Raw genomic sequence first — 20,199 nt, 5'->3', positions numbered from 1 at the left:
ACGTTCGTCGCTCCGGTTCCGGCCGGGCGCACCAGCGTCGGCGGCTTTGAGGGCTCGCCCCTCGACCCGCGCTATACGTTTGAGAGCTTCGTCGTCGGAGCGTCGAACCGCATGGCGCACGCGGGTGCAACGCAGGTGGCCGAGACGGCGCTCGGCGAGGCGCCCGGGTTCAACCCACTGTACATCCACTCCGCGGTCGGCCTCGGCAAGACGCACCTGCTGCATGCCATCGCCTGGGAGGTGAAGCGCCGGTCGCCGAACGCGCAGGTGCTCTACCTGACGGCCGAGCGCTTCCGCTACCAGTTCGTCGAGGCCCTGCGCAGCCAGGACCCGCTGGCCTTCAAGGAGAAGTTCCGCGGCATCAACGTGCTGCTCATCGACGATCTGGAGTTCATGCACGGCGAGCGCACCGAGCAGGAGTTCGATCACATCATCAACTCGCTGCTCGACGGTGGGCGCCAGGTGGTGGTGGCTTCGGCCCGCGCACCCAACCACGTCGAGCGACTGAACGAGCGCATGCGCTCGCGCCTGCAGCGCGGACTTGTCACCGAGATCGGCACGCTCGACCACGAGCTGCGGCTCAAGGTGCTGGAGAAGCGCCTCGCCGAGAAGCGGGCCAATGACCCGTCCTTCACTCTCAGCCGCGAGATCCTGGCGCTGCTCGCCGAGCGGCTGACGGAGAGCGGGCGCGAGCTCGAAGGCGCCATCACCCGCCTCTACGCCACGTGGCAGTACATGCGCACCTCGATCACGCCCGACGTGGCCGAGACGGTGATACGCGATCTCGTGCAAGGCCTCGAGCCGCGGCGCATCAAGATCGAGGACATCCTGCGCATCATCTCGCGTCACTTCGGGGTGTCGAAGGGCGACCTGTTATCGCAGCGTCGGCATCGCTCGGTGGTGTGGCCGCGCCAGGTCGGGATGTATCTCGCCAAGCAGCTCACGGCGCGCTCGCTGCCGGAGATCGGGCGCCGTTTCGGCAACCGCGACCATACGACGGTGTTGCACGCAATCCGCAAGATCGAGGGCGAATTGTCCGGCAACCCGCGTTTGAAGGAGGAGCTGGAGGAACTGAAGCGCCTTCTCAGCCATTGACGGTCGCCCAGTAGGGAACGGCCCGCCGCGCTTGGGCGTAGCGCGGCGGGTCTTAGCGGGGAGGGGCGGCGTCAAACGGCGCCGCTCCTTTGCTGTTCGCGGACGCCTTTACGGCCCGCGCGATGGGCCAAACGCAGCCCGCCGGGTGCCGGCTCTTGAAAATAACCGCCGCATCGGGTCATGTTGACCGGGGGCGAATCCGTTAAAAGACCGCCAGTCTCTGGTCCCGCCGAGCTTTCCCCTCTCAATAAGGGCCGCTTCGCGACCTCGACCAGGGCCGGGCGGTTCCGGCAACTGGCCCCAAAGAACGCGCCGAGGATGCTTCCATGCGGCTTGTGATCGAACGTGGCGAACTCCTGCGGGCACTCGGCCACGTGACCAGCGTCGTCGAGCGGCGCACCACCATTCCTATTCTGTCGAACGTGCTCTTGCGCGCGCGCGACTCTACGCTCGAGTTCAAGGCAACCGACCTCGAACGTGAGGTGATCGAGGGCGTTGCGGCCGACGTCAGCGCCCCGGGGGCCGTCACCGTTCCCGCACACATGCTGCACGACATCGTCCGCAAGTTGCCCGACGGCAGCCAGGTCGACATCCGCCGCGACGCCGAGAAGGAGCGTCTGACGCTCGCCGCCGGGCACGCGCGCTTCGCGCTGCAGACGCTTCCCGCCGAAGACTTTCCCGACATCGGCATCGGCGACATGGGCCAGGAGTTCGAGCTCAGCGCACAGGATTTGAAGCGGCTGATCGACAAGACGCGCTTCGCCATCTCGACGGAAGAGACGCGCTACTACCTCAACGGCATCTATTTCCACACCGCGCAGTCGGGCAACAAGGCGACGCTGCGCGCGGTGGCGACCGACGGGCACCGCCTGGCGCAGGTCGAGCTGCCGCTGCCGAAGGGCGCCGAGGGCATGCCGGGCGTGATCATTCCACGCAAGACGGTGCACGAGCTCAACCGCCTGATCGAGGACAGCTCGGCCGCGGTGAAGGTGGCGGTGAGCCCCGCCAAGGTGCGCTTCGAGATCGGCAGTGTGACGCTGACGTCGAAGCTCATCGACGGCACCTTTCCCGACTACGGCCGCGTCATCCCGCAGTCGAACGACAAGGAGATGACGGTCTCCAATGCCGAGTTCATCGGCGCCGTCGACCGCGTGTCGACCATTGCGTCGGAGCGTGGCCGTGCCGTGAAGCTGAATATCAAGCCGGACAGGCTGGTGCTGTCGGTCAACAACCCGGAAGGCGGCAGCGCCACCGAGGAGATCGGCGTCGAGTACACCGCCCAGCCCCTTGAGATCGGCTTCAATGCTCGCTACCTGCTCGACATCGCCGGTCAGCTCGAGGGCGAGCGGGCATGCTTCAAGCTCGCCGATCCGGGCTCGCCCACCATGGTCAACGACCCGGGCGACGAGACGGCGCTCTACGTGCTGATGCCGATGCGCGTATAGCCGCGGTCGACTGCCCGGGCGCACCGCTAAACAAGGCGCAACACAACTCCATGCTCTGGGTCGAGCGGCTGACGCTGTCCAATTTCCGCAACTACGCGCACGCGGTGCTCGAGGTCGGGCCCGAGCCGCAGGTGCTGATTGGCGACAACGGCGCCGGCAAGACCAATCTGCTCGAGGCCATGTCGCTGCTGGCGCCGGGCCAGGGCATGCGCCGCGCAGCGTATCCGGATCTGGCGCGCGGGGAGGGCGATGGCGGCTGGGCGGTGGCTGCGCACACGCACACGCACATGGGTCCGGTCGATATCGGAACCGGGCTGCTGGCGGACGACGCTGTCTCGGAACGTGCGGGCCGCATCGTACGCATCAACGGCGAGACGGCGGGCGCCGGCGCGCTGGCCGACTACGTCGAGCTGGTATGGGTGACGCCGGCGATGGATGGCCTCTTCACTGGCCCCGGCTCCGAGCGTCGGCGCTTTCTCGATCGACTGATCCTGTGCTTTGACCCGGGCTATAGGACAGTGGCTTCGCGCTTCGAGCGTGCCATGCAGCAGCGCAACCGGCTGCTCGCCGACGGCGTACGCGAGGCTTCGCGCTTCGAGGGGCTGGAGCTGGTCATGGCGGAGACCGGCGTTGCCATCGCGGCGGCACGCGCCGAGGCGGTTGCCGGGCTGGCCGCCATCATGGCCGAGCGCACGGCGCGCGATCCCAATTCGCCGTTCCCTGCCGCCGGGCTGGCACTGGAAGGCGCGCTGGAGGCCGATCTGGAGCGTATGCCGGCGGTGGAGGTGGAGGACAGCTACGTGCAGCGGCTGCGCGAAGGCCGCGAACGCGACCGCGCGGCGGGACGCACGCTCGATGGCCCGCACCGCAGCGACCTCATCGTCGCCCATGCGCCGAAGGCGATGCCGGCGCGCCTGTGCTCGACTGGCGAGCAGAAGGCGCTACTGATCGGCCTCGTCCTCGCCCACGCCGAGCTCGTGGCGCGCCGCCGGGAGGCGGCGCCGATCCTGCTGCTCGACGAGGTGACGGCGCATCTGGATGCCGAGCGTCGGGCGGCGCTGTTCGAGGAAATCCTGCGCCTCGGGGCGCAGGCATGGATGACGGGAACGGATGCCGAGGCCTTCTCTCGGCTCGCCGGCAGGGCCCAATTCTGGCGCGTGGAAGAGGGGCTCTTGAGCACTTTTGCGGGGCAGCCTGCACAAGGTGCCGCAGCACATTCTAACTAACGGAAATTATTCATATTTTTGTTGAGACGTGGAGGCCTGAAAAGGTGCCTTGCGCGGGCTTTTGTGCTATACAGGAAATCGAGGCCGAACGACCCCTAGGACAATCCGGATAATGAGCGCTTTGCCCGCGAAAAAAACCACGGGCGCCGAGGAGTACGGCGCCGAGTCGATCAAGATGCTGAAGGGCCTCGACGCCGTCCGCAAACGCCCCGGCATGTACATTGGCGATACCGACGACGGGTCGGGCTTGCACCACATGATCTACGAGGTCGTCGACAACGCGGTCGACGAGATCCTCGCCGGGCACGCCAAGACGTGCACCGTGACGCTCAACCCGGATGGCTCGTGCACCGTGCGCGACGACGGGCGCGGCATTCCCACCGGCATCAAGTCCGACGACGACCATGACCCCAAGCGCTCCGCCGCCGAGATCGTGTTCACCGAGCTGCATGCCGGCGGCAAGTTCGACCAGAACGCCTACAAGGTGTCGGGCGGCCTGCACGGCGTCGGCGTCTCCGTCGTCAACGCGCTGTCGAGCTGGCTGAAAGCCCGCATCTGGCGCGAGGGCAACGAGCACCTGATCGAGTTCCGCGACGGTGTGCCCGTTGGAGCGCTGAAAGTCGTCGGCGAGGCGAAGGGCGAGCGCGGCACCGAGGTTTCGTTCCTGCCGAGCCCCAAGACCTTCACGCAGACCGAGTTCGACTATGCGACGCTCGAGCATCGCCTGCGCGAGCTCGCCTTCCTCAATTCCGGCGCCAAGATCGTCTTGACCGATGCGCGCCACGCCGACGTGAAGCGCGAGGAGATGCAGTACGATGGCGGCACGGCGGCGTTCGTGCGCTATCAGGACCGCTCCAAGCAGGCGCTGATCGGCGAGCCGATCATGCTAACCGGCGAGCGCGACAAGGTCATCATCGAGGCGGCACTGTGGTGGAACGACAGCTACCACGAGAACGTGCTGCTGTTTACGAACAACATCCCGCAGCGCGACGGCGGCACGCACCTTGCCGGCTTCCGCGCCGCGCTGACGCGCGTCATCAACAAGTACGCGGCCGAAAGTGGCCTCGCCAAGAAGGAAAAGGTCGATCTTTCGGGCGAAGATGCGCGCGAGGGTCTCACCTGCGTGCTTTCCGTCAAGGTGCCCGACCCCAAGTTCTCCAGCCAGACGAAGGACAAGCTCGTGTCCTCCGAGGTGAAGCCGGTGGTCGAAAGCATCGTCGGTGAGCAGCTCAACGCCTGGTTTGAGGAGCACCCCAAGGAAGCCAAGGCCATCGTCGGCAAGATCGTCGAGGCCGCGCTCGCCCGCGAGGCGGCGCGCAAGGCGCGCGAGCTGACGCGGCGCAAGGGTGCGCTCGATTCTTTGCGGCTGCCGGGGGGGCTCGCCGAGTGCCAGGACCGCGACGCGGCCAACACCGAGCTGTTCATCGTCGAGGGCGACTCGGCAGGCGGCTCCGCCAAGCAGGGGCGCAAGCGCGAGTTCCAGGCGGTGCTGCCGATCCGCGGCAAGATCCTCAACGTCGAGCGCGCGCGCATCGACAAGATGCTGTCCTCCGAGCAGGTGACCAACATCATCGGCGCGCTTGGCACCGGCATCCGCGACGACTTCGACGTGTCGAAGCTTCGCTACCACAAGATCATCATCATGACCGACGCCGACGTCGACGGCGCCCACATCCGCACGCTGCTGTTGACGTTCTTCTACCGGCAGATGCCGGAGCTGGTCGAGAAGGGCCACGTGTTCATCGCCCAGCCGCCGCTCTACAAGGTGGCGCGCGGCAAGTCGGAAACGTACCTCAAGGACCAGCGTGCGCTCGAGGACTACCTCATCCAGTCGGGGCTCGAGGAGACGGTGCTGGTCACCGGCAGCGGCGAGCGGGCAGGACGCGACCTGCGATCGATCGTCGACCAGGCGCGTGCCGTCGCCTCGCTCATGGACGGCCTGCACTCGCGCTATTCGCGCAGCGTCGTCGAGCAGGCGGCCATCGCCGGCGCCTTCGATACCAAGCTGCTGCAATCGGCCGCGCAGGCGAACAGCATCGCCGGCACGATCGCCGAGCGGCTCGACGCCATCGCCGAGGAGACCGAGAAGGGCTGGCAAGGCCGCTACGGCAATGACGGCTTCCACTTCAAGCGCGAGGTGCGCGGCGTCACCGAGGCGCATACGCTCGACCTCGCCTTGCTCGGCTCGCTCGACGCGCGCCGCCTCAACGAGCGCCATACTCACCTTGCCGAGGTGTACGCGACGCCCGCCAAGCTGCGCCGCAAGGCGGAGACGATCCCCGTCTACGGCCCGCGCACGCTGCTCGACGCCATCTACGAGGCGGGACGCAAGGGTCTGTCGCTGCAGCGCTACAAAGGCCTCGGCGAGATGAACCCCGAGCAGCTGTGGGAGACGACACTCGATCCGGACGTGCGCACGCTCTTGCAGGTGAAGATCGGCGAGGGCTCGGAGGCCGACGAAATCTTCTCCAAGCTGATGGGCGACGTGGTCGAGCCGCGGCGCGAGTTCATCCAGGACAACGCGCTCACCGTCGCCAACCTCGACGTGTGAGCCGCCCAAGGGACAACACGGAGTAAGAGGGCATGAGCCCAACCGTACTCCGCCATGGGCCCTATCGGTTCTTCTTCATTTCGCGAGAAGAGCCGAGAATGCATATTTCACGTTACGTGCAATGAGGGCGAAGCGAAGTTCTGGCTGGAGCCAGAGGTTGAACTTGCTTACAAGCATAAGCTCAGCCGCAAGCAGCTGGGGAAAGTGAGCAGGTCATCGTCGAGCATCGTCTGGAGATTGCCAATGCCTGGCGCGATCACTTCGGACATTGAAGTTACGCACATCTCAAAGCATGGCCTGTGGCTGCTGGCTGGTGCCGAAGAGCTGTTCCTGCCTTTCGATGACTTTCCCTGGTTCAGGGACGCGTCTGTGAAGGATGTCCTTAACGTCGAAGAGCCAACGCAAGGCCATTACTATTGGCCCGCACTGGATGTGGACCTGAGCCTCAATATCATCCGCGATCCGGCTCGGTATCCACTAAAGGCAAAGTCCAAACGCTAGCGCACCAAGAGCAGCGGGCACTCGAGCGCGGCGGTGAGCGGGCGCAGGCTGGCGCCGGGCGCGATCAGCCGGCCGCCGTACTGGGCGAGCGCAAAGCCCGGCTTGTGCCGCTGCAGCACGGCGGCGAGCGGCGCCGGATCGTCGTTGGCGGCGAGCACGCTCTCGAAATCGGCCACCTCGCCATCGTCGCCGTCGGCGCACAGGAGGCGCGCCTCGCCCTCCATCCAGGCGAGCTCGTCGCGGCGGTCGCCGACGAGCGTCAGCTTGACCTCGCCGCCGGTGACGGCCGACAGCCGCTGCGCCGCCTTGAGCATTGGCCCGAGACGCTCGAACTCCTCCACTACCGCCACCACGGGGCCGCTGGTGCGGCGCGCCAATGGCCCGGCGATCACGGCGCCGGTCGTGTCGCGCACTCGCTCGAACAGCTCCGACAGGCGTGCCTCATCGCCTGGGGCGAGCGGCTCGCCGACGATGACGACGTTCCATGGCCCGTTCTCGGCGCAGGCGCGGGAGAGCGCGCGCAGCGGCTCGTCGCGTACGACGCGCGCGTGGCAGGGCACACTGGCGGCGAGCCCGGCCTCCGCCACCTGCCGGTGCAGCGCCGCGGCGGCAAAGCGCATCTCGCGCTCGAGCGTCGTCTGCGGCAGCGGCCGCCAGCCCCCGCCGGAAGCGCCGATAACGCGCGCAAACGGGAAGTCTGCCAGGTCGAAGAGCTGCTTGTCCTCGATGTAGAGGCTCTCGACCTCGGCCTGAAAAGCCTTTCCGAGCAGCATCGCCGCCTCGATGGCGAAGCGGCTCGCCGCGGCCGAGCCGCCGAGCCACAGCACGACGCGGCCACTGCGTTCTCCGGCGGCGGCAACGTGGGCAATCATGACGCCTCCACCAACGCACCGCTGGGCCCCGACGAGCGCCGCTGTCGCAGCGCGCGCTCGACGTCGACGGCGGAAATAACGTCCCGGCTCTCGTTCCCCGCCCAATGGTCTGCCTCGCGGCAGACATCGATGAGATCGCCGATGAGCAGCGACAGCTTGCCTTTGCCACCGGCACGGTGCGCAGCCTCGTCGATCAGGAGCGCAACGCCCGCAGCATCTACCGGCCGCAGGCCCTGCTTGTCGATGACGCCGGCGACGATACGTGCCAACGTCTCGACCGTCTCCTTCGTACGCTCCACCGCGTGCTGGAACACCGCTTCGACCTTGAACATGCGGCGCAGCTGCGAGTTGCCGGCGAGACGGCGCTGCGCCTCGGCGTTGGCGAAAACGACCAATCGCACATTGAGCGGGATCGGCTCGAGGTCGGGAACCTCGTCGCCTACCGCCCCAACGGGGCTGGCCGGCGGATCGAAGCGGATCTCCTCGGCTTCCAATGCCCGGCGCAGCGCTTCCGTCGTCGCCGCGCTGTCGAGCAGCGCGTCGATATCGAGCAGCAGGTAGCCGCCGTTGGCGCGATGTAGCGCACCAGGCTTGATGCGCACCACCTGGCTCTGGCCATCGCCCGGCGCCAGCTCCACGCGCCCGAACAGATTGGCGTAGGTCGGGTTAGCCTCCTGCACGATGGGTGCGCCGGACGCGGCGGAAGTCGTTGCCATCACGTGCACGGCGTAGCGGGCAAAGCGCTGGTGTGTCGCCGTGGCGCGCGTCAGCTTGCTCGCCTGCGTGCCATGCGCGGTGACGAACAGGCCGGCGTTGCGCACGAGGTCGCGCGCCGCCGCCTTGAGAAAGCTTTCGACCCCTGCCACCTCGGCGAACTCGGCCCTGATATCGTCGAGTGCCGCGCGCACGTGCCGCCCGGCGATCTGCTCGTTGAGCGCGACGAGGCGTGCGCGCCGCTCCTTCTCGGCTTCGGGCCGCTCGGCGAGGATCGCCTCGATCTCCGCTTCGAGCGCCGCGATCTTGGTTTCCACCTCGCGGCGCAGCGCCTCGGGAACGGAGTTGAACACGTCGGTCTTGACGACCTTGCCTTCGAGGACAGGCGCGACGGCAATGCCGGCGGGGGTACGCAGCAGTGCGATGTTCTGCGCCTCGGCCTCGCGGCGCAGCGCTTCCAGCGCGTCCTCGCGGCTGAAGCGGAACTCCTCCTCGATGGTGCGGCGTTTCAGGTCGTAGTCATCGGCGGCAAAGGCGGCGGGGAGCGCGTCGGCTAGCTGATCGACGGCGAGTGCCATCTTCTCGGCAAATGGCTTCGCGGTGCCGGGCGGCAGCTTCAGCGCGCGAAACCCGCCCGTTGGATCGAACGAGCTGACGTAGACCCAATCGGCCGGCCGCTCGGCCTTGGCCGCGGCCTCTTGCAGCCTGGTGCGCGTAGCCGTGCGCCTGCCCGAGCCCGTCGGCCCGACGACAAGCATGTGGTAGCCCGAGCCCTTGATGCCGGCGGCGAATGCGATGGCTTCCATCGCTTTCTCCTGGCCGATGGGACCATGCGTGGGAGAGAGGTCGGCGGTGGTCTTGAAGCCGAGGCTCGCCGCATCGGTCAGTCCCGAAGGATCCATGTGAGCGCCGAGCGGCAATGCCGGCTCGACCGGCTCGGGAGCCGCGCCGTTGCTAGACGCTTCTGCGGGCATGGCGGCGGCCGTCTCCGGCGCAGCGTCTGCGGCGCTGCCGGCGGCCTTGCTCTTGTCTACCTTGGAGCGTTTGAAGAACATGGGGTCAGGCGCTCGTCCCTCGATGAGTTGCCCGCGACACCTAAAATCAGATTCGAGCCCGCCCCGGCCAGCTCGATTGACGGTCGGGTCGAGCGCGTGCACGCCGAGCGACCCACCCCCTCGATCCTTCGCCGGCGGATGTCACCGGCGTATGGTGGTCAAATGACGGCAATAGAGGATAAAGCCGGGGAAACTGGCATCGATGTGGCGGCGCCCTGTCGCGAAGCGGCAATCGGCACCGGCCGCGACGCGGTTACGCGCGAGGTTTGCCGCGGCGTCGGGCGTCTGTTGCGGGCGCTTTCCTTTGCCGTCGTCAATGAGCTGCCGCTACCCAACGGACGGCGCGCCGACGTCGTCGGCCTGTCGCCTTCGGGCGACATCTGGATCATCGAGGTGAAGTCGTGCCTCGAGGATTTGCGCGTCGATGCCAAGTGGCCGGACTATCGGGATTTTTCCGATGCCCTGTTCTTCGCAGTAGCGCCCGATTTTCCGCCCGCGATGCTGCCGGCGGACACCGGCCTCATCTTCGCCGACCGCTATGGCGGGGAGATTGTGCGACAGGCGCCGGAGGCGCGCCTTGCCGCCAGCCGCCGCAAGGCGATGACGTTACGCTTTGCGCGCGCGGCCGCCTTCAGCCTGCAGATGCTGTCCGATCCGGGCGTGGAGAATTCGTGAGCTACTTCGGCGCCCGCTTGGCGAGAATGCGCTGCAGCGTGCGACGGTGCATGTTGAGGCGGCGAGCCGTCTCCGACACGTTGCGGTTGCACAATTCATAGACGCGTTGAATGTGCTCCCAGCGGACGCGGTCGGCCGACATCGGGTTCTCCGGCGGCGGCGCCTTGTCATCGGAAGGAGCGAGCAGCGCGTCGGTCACGTCGTCGGCGTCGGCGGGCTTGGCGAGGTAGTCGACCGCGCCGAGCTTCACGGCCGTCACCGCCGTCGCGATGTTGCCGTAGCCCGTCAGCACAATGGCGCGCGCGTCGGGACGCACACGGGCGAGCTCGGCGATGACGTCTAGTCCGTTGCCATCCTCGAGGCGCATGTCGACCACGGCGAATGCAGGCGCGCGCTCGCGAATGAGCTCAATGCCCTCGGCGACCGAGTGCGCGCCGCGCACCTCGAAACCGCGAAGCTCCATGGCGCGCACGAGTCGCTGTGCGAACGCGCGGTCGTCATCGACGATGATGAGCGATCGATCCTCGGGCAGTTCGTCCTGTCGGAAGGAAAGATCTTCTGGTTGGTTCATTGTTCCTCCGGCCAATCCGGAATCGGCAGCAGCGTCTTTCGCCTCCACGAACGCCTCCTACTCAAAACAAGAGTTGCTTTCTGAGGGCCGTCTTGGCGAATGGCAGCCGACCCGTGGCGAGCCTTAACCGGGCCCTGCCCGGTAAAGTCGCACCTTGTCGCAGGTCTGTCAGCCTCAAGATAGCCTTTTTGTCAATGCGGAATTAGTTTGAGGGCCGTTTTTCGCATCACGAAGCGCGGGAAGGCTTGGTTACTGGGTGAGAATAAAGGCGCGCGGCCAGCTCACGGTGACGATGGCCCCCGTCTGGGCGCCGCTGCGGTTGGCGAGGCTGACAGTGGCGCCGGAGCGCTCCAGCAGCGTCTTGGCTATGAAGAATCCAAGCCCCAGGCCGGTCGAATCCTCGTCCAGCATGCCATCCGCGGTCTCCGTCGTCGGCCGTGTCGTCACGTACGGCTCCCCGATGTTGTCCATGACTTCGGCGCGAAATCCCGGGCCGTCGTCGGCAATCGTCACGACGAGGCCACTGGCGCTCCATTCGGCCCTCACATCCACGCGCGAGGTCGCGAATTCACTGGCGTTTTCGATGATGTTGCCGAGCCCGTAGATGACGCCCGGACGTCGCTCGACCTCGGCCTGACGGTGGCCTGGCGCCGCTGTGTCGGCAGCCGGCGCAGCGACGATGTTGATGGTGATCTTCTCGGAATAATATGGTTCCGCCGCCTCTTCGAGCATCGCACGCACGCTGACGCGCGCATGCATGGGATCTTCCTCGCCCGGATGGCGCGTCAGCTTTTGCAGGATTTCGCGACAGCGAAGCGCCTGCTGTTTCAGGAGCGCGAGGTCCTCTGCCATTGGGCTCCCGGACTTGACGGTGTGCTCCAGCTCTTTGGTCACCAGCACGATAGTGGACAGTGGAGTGCCGAGCTCGTGCGCGGCGGCGGCGGCGAGACCGTCGAGCGCATGCAGCTTCTGCTCGCGCGCCAGGACGATGTCGGTGGCCGCGAGCGCTGCCGACATCTGCCGCGACTCTTTCGTGAGCCGCCACGCGTAAAGGCCGATGAATGTGGTCGACACGCACAGCGCCGCAAACGCGCCGAGCTTGTAGATGATAGGCAACTCCAGCTCGACCCCGGGATACCAGGGCAGAGGCTCATGGAAGCGGACGAGAAAGGCAGCAGCACCGAGTGCCAGCAACCCGAGCGCAACTGTATTGCGCAACGGTAGCGTCGCCGCCGAAACCGTCACCGGTGCCACCATCAGCATGGTGAACGGGTTGTCCATGCCGCCAGTGAGGAACAGCAGCGCGGCAAGCTGCAGGATGTCGTAGACGAGCAGCCCGGTCGCATAAGGAATGCTGAGGCGGTGGCGCGAGGGATACCACACGGCGAGGAACACGTTGAGCCACGCCGACAATGCGATCACGGTGAGAGCGGCGCCGATAGGCACGTAAAAGCCTAGTCCGAATGAGACGAACGAAATGGCGGCGAGCTGCCCGAGCACGGCGATCCAGCGCAAGCGCACGATCGTGTGCAGGCGCAGCCGGCTGTTGACCGGGTCGGCGAGCACGCGCTGGTTCTTCTTCTTGGGGCGGGTGAACGTCTTCAACAAAACGCAAGTCCTCAAGGGCCGGCCGGTGGTGGCGAGCCTAGCATGCTGTGCAACGCTCTGGCCTCCACGCCTGCCCGCGGGCTTCGAATATGTTAACCGGGCGACATGATCCATCAACTATTTGAGGTTGCGGTTTCCGCTCGGCGCTTCATCGAGCCGGTCTGGCACCAATGGCAGCTGGCGTGGGGGCCCGATCCTCTCTCGGTCGCGTCGAGGTCACTTGCGGACGCAACGAGCCTGTTCGTGGTTGATGTGCTGCGGCGCGAGGGCAAGGCGTCAGCATGGGCTTCAGGGGGCCCGCGGCTGTCAGAAGTGGGCCCGGAGCCCGTACGGATTCTTCTTTGCGGGTCGTTGGGAGAGCCATGCCTGGGTAGTTTGGCGCCGATCCTGTCATCGTTACACCCGCAGGCGACCGGCGGTATAGCGCCGGCGATCGCGACACCGCACTGCCAATTCACGTCGCGGCGCGGCGCAAGGCTGTCGATGAGCTATGGCCGAAATGGCTGGCGCACCGCGCCCAAGCGCAGGCAACGCGACGTTAGGGCGCCGGGAGCCGAGTTGCGCTAAACCCGCTTACGGCTTAATTGCCCCAGAACAACAGGAAAGCGTCAGCATGCGTGCAAAGCTAATCGCGAGTGTCGTTGCCGGCGTCGTGCTCGGCGCCGTGGCCGCTATCGCCGTATTTCCCGAGGCGCGGCAGAGGCTGTTTCCCCAATCCGGATCGGCGACGAGCGGCAAGGCGCTCATCGGTGGCCCATTTACCCTCATGGACGCTACCGGCAAGACGGTCACCGACCAGGACTACCGCGGCCGCTATATGCTCGTCTTTTTCGGCTTCACCGGATGTCCGGACATCTGCCCGGCGGGGCTGCAGCTCATCTCGGCAGCGCTCGACAAGGTGGGGCCCAAGGCCGACAAGGTGACGCCGATTTTCATCAGCGTCGATCCCGAGCGCGATACGCCGGAAAAGCTCGCTGCGTTCGTGAAGAATTTCGATGATCGCCTGGTAGGGCTTACCGGTACGCCGGAGCAGGTTGCTGGAGTCGCCAAGGCGTACCGGGTCTTTTACGAGAAGACGCCCAACGAAAGCGCGCCCGCCGAGTACGGCATGAACCATACGTCGATCATCTACTTGATGGGGCCCGACGGCGAGTACGTCACGCACTTCACGCCGGCGACGAGCGTCGATGCCATGGCCGAGAAGCTCGGCAAGCTGCTCTAACAGCGAAATCTGATCACGCGGCGTCGAGGCCACAGTGTTGCCTCATCGTCTACGCAATTGAGCTTTGTCACTGGCGGGACGTTCGAATTTCGATTAGGTCAGAGGACGCCTGCGAGCCAACGGTGTTGCGCATTGGCTTCAGCAGGCTGTTCCGACCAACGTCGTGTCACTGCACGAGGGGGAAGTCGGTGCGGAAGACTGTTCGGGGGCAAGGGCAAGCATTGAAGCGTCCGCGCATCGAAGAGCTCGATTGCCCGGTTGAAGTGAGACGACACCCTGGCGCGCGCCGTTTGACGCTGCGCGTCAGCCGCACCCGGCGCGCGGTCATCGTCACGCTTCCTGTGCAGTGCGACCTCGGCGAGGCCGGCTCCTTTCTCAACCGCAATATCGAATGGGTGCGCGAGCGACTGAACAGCTTGCCCACGCCGGTGCCGTTCACCGACGGCGCACTGATGCCGCTGCGCGGCGAGTTCCATACCCTGGTGTTCACCGGCAAGCGCGCCACTGGCGGCGTCGTGCGCGCACACGCTACGGCGAGCCTGCCGGAGCTACGCGTGTCGGGGCGCCTCGAGCATGCACCGCGGCGCCTGCGCGACTGGCTCGCCGAGGAGGCGCGCCGCGACCTCGACGCGCGCGTGCTCGTGCACACGCGTGCTCTCGGCGTCAAAGCCAAGCGCATCGCCATCCGCGATCAGGCGACCCGCTGGGGCTCGTGCTCGACGACGGGAGTGCTTTCGTTCTCCTGGCGTCTCATCCTCGCCCCGGCGCGCATCCTCGACTACGTCGCCGCGCACGAGGTGGCGCACCTCGCCGAGATGAATCACGGCCCGCGCTTCTGGGCGCACGTCGAACAGCTGCTGCCGTCGATGAAAGACGACAAGCGCTGGCTGCAGCACTACGGCCTGGATTTGCACCGCTACGGACCGTCCGAGCACGCCGACTAAGTCCTACTGTCATCCTCGGGCTTGTCCCGAGGACCCACGGTGCAGTCCGCTCCGACGCATGGTGAGCGTGCTACGTCGCTACTGGGTCGACGTCCGTGCCAGCAAAGCAGCGACCCCGGCGGGTCGACCTGTAACTCGGTCTAGCGGCGCGCAATGACTTTGGCGCCGGAGCGAGCGGGGAGTTGGCTCCTCGGGACAAGCCCGAGGATGACACCTACACCTAGGGGAGGCCTCAGCGAATTACGGCCTTCTAAGGTCCGCAGTGCGGGATTAGCGCGATATGAGCTGCTCGATGGAGCCGGTGGCGGACACCGGTGCGTCGCCGAGCGCGCGGGCGATGAAGTCGTCGGCGATCCGCTCCTGCGGATGGCCGGGCCCTGCGTCTGCATTGGCTGTGACGGGCGCGGCACCGGCCAGCGGCAGCGGCGGCTTGCCGGCGTGCGCCCCGATCATGATCTCGCGCCAGATTTCCGCCGGCAGGCTGCCGCCGACCACGCGGTTCATGGCGCTGCCGTCGTCGTTGCCAGCCCACACGCCGGCCGTCAGGTAGGTGCTGTAGCCGATGAACCAGGCGTCGCGAAATCCCTGCGAGGTACCCGTCTTCCCGGCAGCCGCGTGCAGCGGGATGGCGGCGCGCTTGCCGGTGCCGTCGTTGAGGGCCGCACCCAACATGTCGTTCATGGCGACGACGTGCGCCGGGGTGACGACTTGCACGGGGGCCGGGGCCGCGCGTGCGAACAGCACCTCGCCGGCGAGGGTGCGCACCTGCCGCACCACGTACGTCTCGGCGGCGCGACCGCCGTTGGCGATCACATTGTAGGCACCGGTCAACTCGAGCAGCGACACCTCGGAGGTGCCGAGCGCCAGGGTCGCGTCCTTGGCGAGAGGTGCGCGGATGCCGACGCGTCTCGCGACCTGGGCAACGCGCGCCGCCCCTACATCGAGCGCGAGCCGCGCAGCCACCGAGTTCACCGACTTCGCCAGCGCCGTGCGCAGCGGCATTGGCCCCAGGTACTCGCCGTTGTCGTTGCGCGGCGCCCAGCCGCCAACGCTAAGCGGCAGATCCTGCACGATGCTGTCGGGCCTATAGCCGGCCTCCAGCGCGGCGAGGTAGACGAACGGCTTGAAGGCGGAGCCGGGCTGCCGCATCGCCTTGGCGGCGCGGTTGAATTGCGTCTCGGCGTATGAGCGCCCGCCGACCAGGGCCAGCAACGCGCCGTCGCGGTCGAGCACCACGGCGGCCGCCTCGCTCGCCTGCAGCTGCGGCCCGCGCGAGGCAATGAACTCTTCGACGACGGCCGAGGCCCTGGCTTGTAGGGTGCGGTCGAGCGTCGTCTCGACAATGAGACCTTCGGCACCTGCTGCCACGCCCATTACGTACGCGGGCGCGAGCTGCTCCATGACGTAGTCGACGGCGTAGTCCGCGCCGGCCGGAGCGGCGCGCTGCGAGCGCTCGAACGAGCGGGACACTTCCTCCGCCGCCTTGCGCTGCTCGTCCTCGGTGATGAAGCCAGCTTCCTGCATCTGCGATAGCACGAGGCGCGCGCGCGAGCGCGCGATGGAAGGGTTGGACAGCGGCGAGTACTTCGATGGCGCCTTGAGCAGGCCCGCTATCATGGCCGCCTCGCTGAGCGACAGGTTGCGTGCCGGCTTGCCGAAATAGCGCCGCGCCGCCGCGTCGATGCCATAGGCGCCGGCGCCGAGATAGACGCGGTTCAAATACAGCTCGAGGATGTCGGACTTGGAGAGCCGCGACTCCAGCCACAGCGCCAGCGTGAACTCCTCGAGCTTGCGCGCGAACGTGCGGTCATGACTGAGGTAGAGGTTCTTGGCGAGCTGCTGGGTGAGCGTCGAGCCGCCCTGCACCGTCCGCCCCTCCCGCAGATTGGTGATCGCCGCGCGCACCATGCCCAACGGGTCGACGCCGTGGTGATCGTAAAAGCGCTGATCCTCGGTGGCGATCACGGCGTCGGAAACGTAGCGCGGCAGGAGGTCGAGCGGCACGTAATCGTCGCCACCGCCGCGCTCGCTGATGACCGAGCCGTCGCGCGCCAGGACGCGCACGAATGGCGCATTTTCCCGCGGCCGCAGCGTCAGCGGATCGGGATAGATCACCGAGTAGTAGACCATCAACGCCGTGATGCCGGCGACGCTTGCGGCCAACGCATAGAGCGGGGCGACCAGGGCGAGGCGCTTCAACGACGAGCGCTTGCGCGGCGGCGGCGATGACGAAAAGAGGCCCATGCGAGGCCTGCTCCGTTCGGAAACAGATTGCTGAAATCTTGCGGCACGTCGCACGCGCCGTCACCCTAACCTGTCTGCCGCTAAGGCTCAGTAAACCATGCCGTCGCACCACCTCAGCTGCGGGCTCAGGTCTTCTCGCGCAGCAGGATGATCGGATAGGCGACGACGGCCAGAATAATGCGCGCGATGACGGTAAAGAACATCAGCAGGAGCTGGCGCTCCTCGAGCAGCAGTTCCAGCCAGATGTTGTACTTGGGATTGAGGCCCGTGGAGGTGATCAGTGCCTTGAAGCTGCGTGCCCAGCCCAGCATCATCGACAGCGTCTCGGGCGAGTAGATGGCCACGACGGCCATGAGAAGCGCCCCGAGGATCAACGAGAATACGATGTTGCCGATCGACAGCAGGAAGCGCAGCACGGGAAATCCCCCCTCGCAGACGGTACCAGTGGCCCGAGGGCAGCAGCCTAGCACCGGCCCACACGCCACGAAACAACCCTAACAGCATGCGCAAATGCGTTCCTATATGGAACGGGGCGCAGACGCGACGACTGTGGCCGCAGAGCACGCGGTTCCCGATTTGGAGCGGGTATTTGGAGATGGCCTACGTAAAGGCCGGCGCCGCCGGCACCCACGAGCGCATCGAGCGGCTGGAGCGGGTCGAGGTCGAAGCCGCCCTCGCGCGCATCAACACCGTGGCGCGGCTGATGGATTCGCTGTTCGCCGTCCCCGGCACCCGCATCCGGCTGGGGCTCGACGCCATCATTGGCCTCGTGCCCGTGCTGGGCGACGTGCTCGCCCACGCGGTGGCCGCCTACCTCATCTGGGAGGCCAAGCAGCTCGGCGTGTCGAAGCTCACGCTTTGGCGCATGGTCGCCAATACGCTCATCGACACGGTGGTGGGTGCGGTGCCGGTCGTGGGTGACGTCTTCGACGTTGCCTTCAAGGCCAACATGAAGAATCTGCGGCTCTTACAGCGGCACTTGGAGAAGCAGGGCTATCAGGTGGCAGCGCCGGGCGCCGGCCGCGGCCCGATCATCGAGGGCGACTATCGCCGCGTCGCTTAGCGGCGCTCCGCTAGCGCTCATTGCGCCTTGAAGTAGTCGGGACCGGTGCCAATGATCTTGGCGTCGGGCTCGCCGACGGCGCGCTTGTCCTTGTCGGCGTAGTCGGAGTTGAAAAGCACCCAGCGAATCGTCTCGAGGCGAGCGCGCCGCTGATCGTTGGCGCGCACGACGATCCATGGCGCCAGAGCGCTGCTCGTGCGCTTGAAGATTTCGTGCTGGGCGCGCGAATAGTCGTCCCACTTGTCGATAGCGGCAAGGTCGATATCGGTGATCTTCCAGCGCTTGAAGGGATCATGGCGGCGCTCGTGAAAGCGCATGAGCTGCATCTCGCGTCCGATCACGAGATAGAATTTGAAGAGCGAGAAGCCGTCGCGCACCAAGAGCGCCTCGAAGTCGGGTGCATCGCGCAGGAACGCCTCCGTCTGCGCCGGCGTGCAGAAGCCCATGACGCGCTCGACGCCGGCGCGGTTGTACCAGGAGCGGTCGAAGAGGACGATGTCGCCGGCCGTCGGCAGATGTCTGACGTAGCGTTGGAAATACCATTCGCCGCGCTCGCATTCGGTCGGCTTCGACAAGGCGACGGAGCGCGCGTGGCGCGGATTGAGGCGCTCGAGGAAGCGGCTGATACAGCTTCCCTTACCGGAAGCATCGCGGCCCTCGAAAAGCGCCAGGAGGCGTGCACCCGTCTTCTGGACATGCTCCTGCAGCTTCAAGAGCTCGAGCTGCAGCTCCACCAGCTCCTCGCTGTAGGTCTTCTTCTTCAGCTCTTCGTCGTATGGGTAGCCACCCGAGGTGAGCGCATGCTCGGCGATCTCCGGCGGCAAGACCGGATTGTCGATGTCGAACGCGTAAGGCCCGGCGTTCTTGGTCTTGCCATTGTTGGCGCTTTTCGAGCTCATCGAGCCTTCCCCATCTATCCGCGCCTCCATTGTAAGGTGAATCCCATGACGTGCGCCTGTCATGTTTGAAAGGCGTTATGATCCCGATTATCTAGCATCGATGGATTTAGCGAATGATCCCGAGCCCAAGCACAAGATGTCGTTAGGCACTGCGTTGAGCAGCGTGCGCTGGGCGGAGCGCAGGGCCGAGGCCGAAACTCGGGCCCGAGAGGCGCTGACCGCCGCCAAGCGGCGATTGGCGGCGCGCTGGATGCCGGTGGTCGCCGCCGCCGCTATCCTCACCGCCCTGGTGTTGCTCGGTGCGCTGGGGGGATTGGCGGCATTCGCGGCGGTGCTCGCGCTGCTGCTCGCCGCCGCAGTCTGGCCGCTCGATTCAACGGCAATAATCGATGCAATCTCGGGAAACACCATGACGTCCGTCGGCACTCGCCAGGGCGAGTCTGAGCGCAACAGCTGGTGCGCCGTAATCGACGCCATTCCGACCGCAGCGCTGGCGCTGGATGCTACAGGCACGCTGCTGCACCACAATCGCCTCGCGGCCGAGATGTTTCCCAGGATCCGCAGCGGCTTGCCGATGAGCCAGGTGTCGCGCAGCCCGGATCTGCTCGTCGCCGTCGACCGCGCGCTGGCCTCCGAGGAGGAGCGCATCGATGTCGAGCTCATCGAGCGCGTGCCCGTGGAGCGCCGCGTGGCGGCCACCGTATCGTGGCTGGCGCGCTCGGGAAAACCATACGCGCCGCACGTGCTCGTCACCTTCCGCGATTTGACCGAGCAGGATCGGCTGGGGCAGATGCGCGCCGACTTCATCGCCAACGCCAGCCACGAGCTGCGCACCCCGCTCGCCTCGTTGCGCGCCTTCGTCGAGACGCTGCAGGGTCCGGCGCGCGACGATGCCAATGCCCGCAAGCGCTTCCTGCAGCTGATGGCCAGCCAGGCCGAGCGCATGACGCGGCTCATCGACGATCTGCTGTCGCTGAGCCGCGTGGAGATGCGCGTGCATCTTCCACCGCGCGGCATCGTCGAGCTGAACGAGACGGCAGCCTACGTCTGCCAGTCGCTGGAGCCGGTCGCCGAGGCGGCCAAGGCCAAGGTGACGCTGGTGCGGGAGGGGGCGCCGGCGCGCATCCGCGGCGATCGCGAGGAGATCGTGCAGGTGCTGCAGAATCTCATTCAGAACGCCATCAAGTATGGACGCGAGGGCGGCAACATCGAGGTGCGCGTCGGGCGCGATGCCCCGCGCGGCGCCAGCGGCGCCAAAGTCTGGGTGAGCGTCACCGACGAGGGGCCCGGCATCGCCCCGGAGCACCTGCCCCGGCTCACCGAGCGGTTCTACCGGGTCAACGTAACCTCCAGCCGCGAGAAGGGCGGCACGGGGCTGGGGCTCGCCATCGTCAAGCACATCCTCAACCGGCACCGGGGCGAGCTGCGCATTGCCTCGCGGCTCGGCGCCGGCTCGACGTTCACGGCAAGCTTCGAGGAGCTCGGCACCGCGGCCTAGCTGGCCAGGCTCGTTG

At 66.5% G+C, this 20,199-nt stretch carries 17 protein-coding genes and 1 pseudogene; 11 read left to right on the top strand and 7 right to left on the bottom strand.

Features of this window, described 5'->3' with window-relative positions; genetic code table 11:
* The 6 genes and pseudogenes from dnaA to F9K20_RS17425 form a co-directional block, all read left to right on the top strand.
* A partial coding sequence (gene dnaA / locus F9K20_RS17445) for a chromosomal replication initiator protein DnaA (protein WP_291004786.1) occupies window positions 1-1,095 on the top strand: 1,095 nt, incomplete at its 5' end.
* Between the two features lie 326 nt (window positions 1,096-1,421).
* A complete protein-coding gene (dnaN, locus tag F9K20_RS17440; RefSeq protein WP_291004783.1) occupies window positions 1,422-2,540 on the top strand; it encodes a DNA polymerase III subunit beta in 1,119 nt (372 codons plus the stop codon).
* Between the two features lie 50 nt (window positions 2,541-2,590).
* The gene (gene recF, locus F9K20_RS17435) at window positions 2,591-3,766 is read left to right on the top strand and encodes a DNA replication/repair protein RecF (protein ID WP_291004780.1); all 1,176 of its coding nucleotides are present in this window, start codon (window positions 2,591-2,593) and stop codon (window positions 3,764-3,766) included.
* A 112-nt stretch (window positions 3,767-3,878) separates the two neighbouring features.
* Window positions 3,879-6,317 (top strand): DNA topoisomerase (ATP-hydrolyzing) subunit B, encoded by a 2,439-nt coding sequence (gyrB, locus tag F9K20_RS17430; RefSeq protein WP_291004777.1) that lies wholly within the window; start codon window positions 3,879-3,881, stop codon window positions 6,315-6,317.
* Window positions 6,318-6,371: 54 nt separating this feature from the next.
* A pseudogene (locus F9K20_RS21365) lies at window positions 6,372-6,482 on the top strand (hypothetical protein); the annotation flags it as partial.
* A gap of 78 nt (window positions 6,483-6,560) precedes the next feature.
* Window positions 6,561-6,818, top strand: coding sequence for a DUF2442 domain-containing protein (locus tag F9K20_RS17425; protein WP_291004774.1), 258 nt, complete (start codon window positions 6,561-6,563; stop codon window positions 6,816-6,818).
* On the opposite strand, the gene F9K20_RS17420 is transcribed toward F9K20_RS17425, so the two are convergent.
* Together F9K20_RS17420 and F9K20_RS17415 are read right to left on the bottom strand one after the other, a co-directional pair.
* The gene (locus F9K20_RS17420) at window positions 6,815-7,690 is read right to left on the bottom strand and encodes a hypothetical protein (RefSeq protein WP_291004771.1); all 876 of its coding nucleotides are present in this window, start codon (window positions 7,688-7,690) and stop codon (window positions 6,815-6,817) included. The genes F9K20_RS17425 and F9K20_RS17420 overlap by 4 nt on opposite strands.
* Window positions 7,687-9,459 carry an ATP-binding protein gene (locus F9K20_RS17415; RefSeq protein ID WP_291004768.1) on the bottom strand — a complete coding sequence of 591 codons (1,773 nt, stop codon included), beginning with the start codon at window positions 9,457-9,459 and terminating at the stop codon, window positions 7,687-7,689. The genes F9K20_RS17420 and F9K20_RS17415 overlap by 4 nt, the downstream gene beginning before the upstream one ends.
* Before the next feature lie 162 nt (window positions 9,460-9,621).
* Between F9K20_RS17415 and F9K20_RS17410 the strand changes: the two genes are divergently transcribed.
* On the top strand, window positions 9,622-10,134 hold the full coding sequence (locus F9K20_RS17410; RefSeq protein ID WP_291004765.1) for an MmcB family DNA repair protein: 513 nt from the start codon (window positions 9,622-9,624) through the stop codon (window positions 10,132-10,134).
* Window position 10,135: 1 nt separating this feature from the next.
* Here F9K20_RS17410 and F9K20_RS17405 read toward each other — a convergent pair whose 3' ends face one another.
* Entirely contained in the window at window positions 10,136-10,705 is a 570-nt protein-coding gene (locus F9K20_RS17405) for an ActR/PrrA/RegA family redox response regulator transcription factor (RefSeq protein WP_291004762.1), read from the bottom strand.
* 249 nt (window positions 10,706-10,954) lie between these two features.
* A complete protein-coding gene (locus tag F9K20_RS17400; protein ID WP_291004759.1) occupies window positions 10,955-12,310 on the bottom strand; it encodes an ActS/PrrB/RegB family redox-sensitive histidine kinase in 1,356 nt (451 codons plus the stop codon).
* A gap of 616 nt (window positions 12,311-12,926) precedes the next feature.
* Between F9K20_RS17400 and F9K20_RS17395 the strand changes: the two genes are divergently transcribed.
* A complete protein-coding gene (locus tag F9K20_RS17395; protein WP_291004754.1) occupies window positions 12,927-13,535 on the top strand; it encodes an SCO family protein in 609 nt (202 codons plus the stop codon).
* 188 nt (window positions 13,536-13,723) lie between these two features.
* Entirely contained in the window at window positions 13,724-14,479 is a 756-nt protein-coding gene (locus tag F9K20_RS17390; protein WP_291004752.1) for a M48 family metallopeptidase, read from the top strand.
* A 270-nt stretch (window positions 14,480-14,749) separates the two neighbouring features.
* Here F9K20_RS17390 and F9K20_RS17385 read toward each other — a convergent pair whose 3' ends face one another.
* Together F9K20_RS17385 and F9K20_RS17380 are read right to left on the bottom strand one after the other, a co-directional pair.
* Window positions 14,750-16,723: a transglycosylase domain-containing protein gene (locus F9K20_RS17385; RefSeq protein WP_291004749.1), complete on the bottom strand. Its 1,974-nt coding sequence runs from the start codon at window positions 16,721-16,723 to the stop codon at window positions 14,750-14,752.
* A gap of 125 nt (window positions 16,724-16,848) precedes the next feature.
* On the bottom strand, window positions 16,849-17,139 hold the full coding sequence (locus F9K20_RS17380; protein ID WP_291004746.1) for a hypothetical protein: 291 nt from the start codon (window positions 17,137-17,139) through the stop codon (window positions 16,849-16,851).
* 179 nt (window positions 17,140-17,318) lie between these two features.
* On the opposite strand from F9K20_RS17380, the gene F9K20_RS17375 reads away from it, so the two are divergent.
* The gene (locus F9K20_RS17375; protein WP_291004743.1) at window positions 17,319-17,786 is read left to right on the top strand and encodes a DUF4112 domain-containing protein; all 468 of its coding nucleotides are present in this window, start codon (window positions 17,319-17,321) and stop codon (window positions 17,784-17,786) included.
* A 17-nt stretch (window positions 17,787-17,803) separates the two neighbouring features.
* Here the strand turns inward: F9K20_RS17375 and ppk2 are convergent, their stop codons facing one another.
* A complete protein-coding gene (gene ppk2, locus F9K20_RS17370; RefSeq protein WP_291004740.1) occupies window positions 17,804-18,685 on the bottom strand; it encodes a polyphosphate kinase 2 in 882 nt (293 codons plus the stop codon).
* Window positions 18,686-18,821: 136 nt separating this feature from the next.
* Here ppk2 and F9K20_RS17365 point away from each other — a divergent pair, with 136 nt between their 5' ends.
* Window positions 18,822-20,183, top strand: a complete 1,362-nt coding sequence (locus tag F9K20_RS17365) for an ATP-binding protein (protein ID WP_291004737.1) — start codon at window positions 18,822-18,824, stop codon at window positions 20,181-20,183.
* Window positions 20,184-20,199: the final 16 nt, after the last annotated feature.

Source organism: Hyphomicrobium sp. (assembly GCF_009026145.1).
Taxonomy (GTDB): Bacteria; Pseudomonadota; Alphaproteobacteria; order Rhizobiales; family Hyphomicrobiaceae; genus Hyphomicrobium_A.
The sequence above is the reverse complement of the archived record's forward strand: the minus strand, read 5'-3'. Positions and strand labels throughout refer to the sequence as shown.

Bases quoted from the DNA above. Each gene is read 5' to 3' on its own strand.
- dnaN (WP_291004783.1), top strand. From the start codon at position 1,422: ATGCGGCTTGTGATCGAACGTGGCGAACTCCTGCGGGCACTCGGCCAC.
- recF (WP_291004780.1), top strand. From the start codon at position 2,591: ATGCTCTGGGTCGAGCGGCTGACGCTGTCCAATTTCCGCAACTACGCG.
- gyrB (WP_291004777.1), top strand. From the start codon at position 3,879: ATGAGCGCTTTGCCCGCGAAAAAAACCACGGGCGCCGAGGAGTACGGC.
- F9K20_RS17425 (WP_291004774.1), top strand. From the start codon at position 6,561: ATGCCTGGCGCGATCACTTCGGACATTGAAGTTACGCACATCTCAAAG.
- F9K20_RS17420 (WP_291004771.1), bottom strand. From the start codon at position 7,690: ATGATTGCCCACGTTGCCGCCGCCGGAGAACGCAGTGGCCGCGTCGTG.
- F9K20_RS17415 (WP_291004768.1), bottom strand. From the start codon at position 9,459: ATGTTCTTCAAACGCTCCAAGGTAGACAAGAGCAAGGCCGCCGGCAGC.
- F9K20_RS17410 (WP_291004765.1), top strand. From the start codon at position 9,622: ATGACGGCAATAGAGGATAAAGCCGGGGAAACTGGCATCGATGTGGCG.
- F9K20_RS17405 (WP_291004762.1), bottom strand. From the start codon at position 10,705: ATGAACCAACCAGAAGATCTTTCCTTCCGACAGGACGAACTGCCCGAG.
- F9K20_RS17395 (WP_291004754.1), top strand. From the start codon at position 12,927: ATGCGTGCAAAGCTAATCGCGAGTGTCGTTGCCGGCGTCGTGCTCGGC.
- F9K20_RS17385 (WP_291004749.1), bottom strand. From the start codon at position 16,723: ATGGGCCTCTTTTCGTCATCGCCGCCGCCGCGCAAGCGCTCGTCGTTG.
- F9K20_RS17375 (WP_291004743.1), top strand. From the start codon at position 17,319: ATGGCCTACGTAAAGGCCGGCGCCGCCGGCACCCACGAGCGCATCGAG.
- ppk2 (WP_291004740.1), bottom strand. From the start codon at position 18,685: ATGAGCTCGAAAAGCGCCAACAATGGCAAGACCAAGAACGCCGGGCCT.
- F9K20_RS17365 (WP_291004737.1), top strand. From the start codon at position 18,822: ATGTCGTTAGGCACTGCGTTGAGCAGCGTGCGCTGGGCGGAGCGCAGG.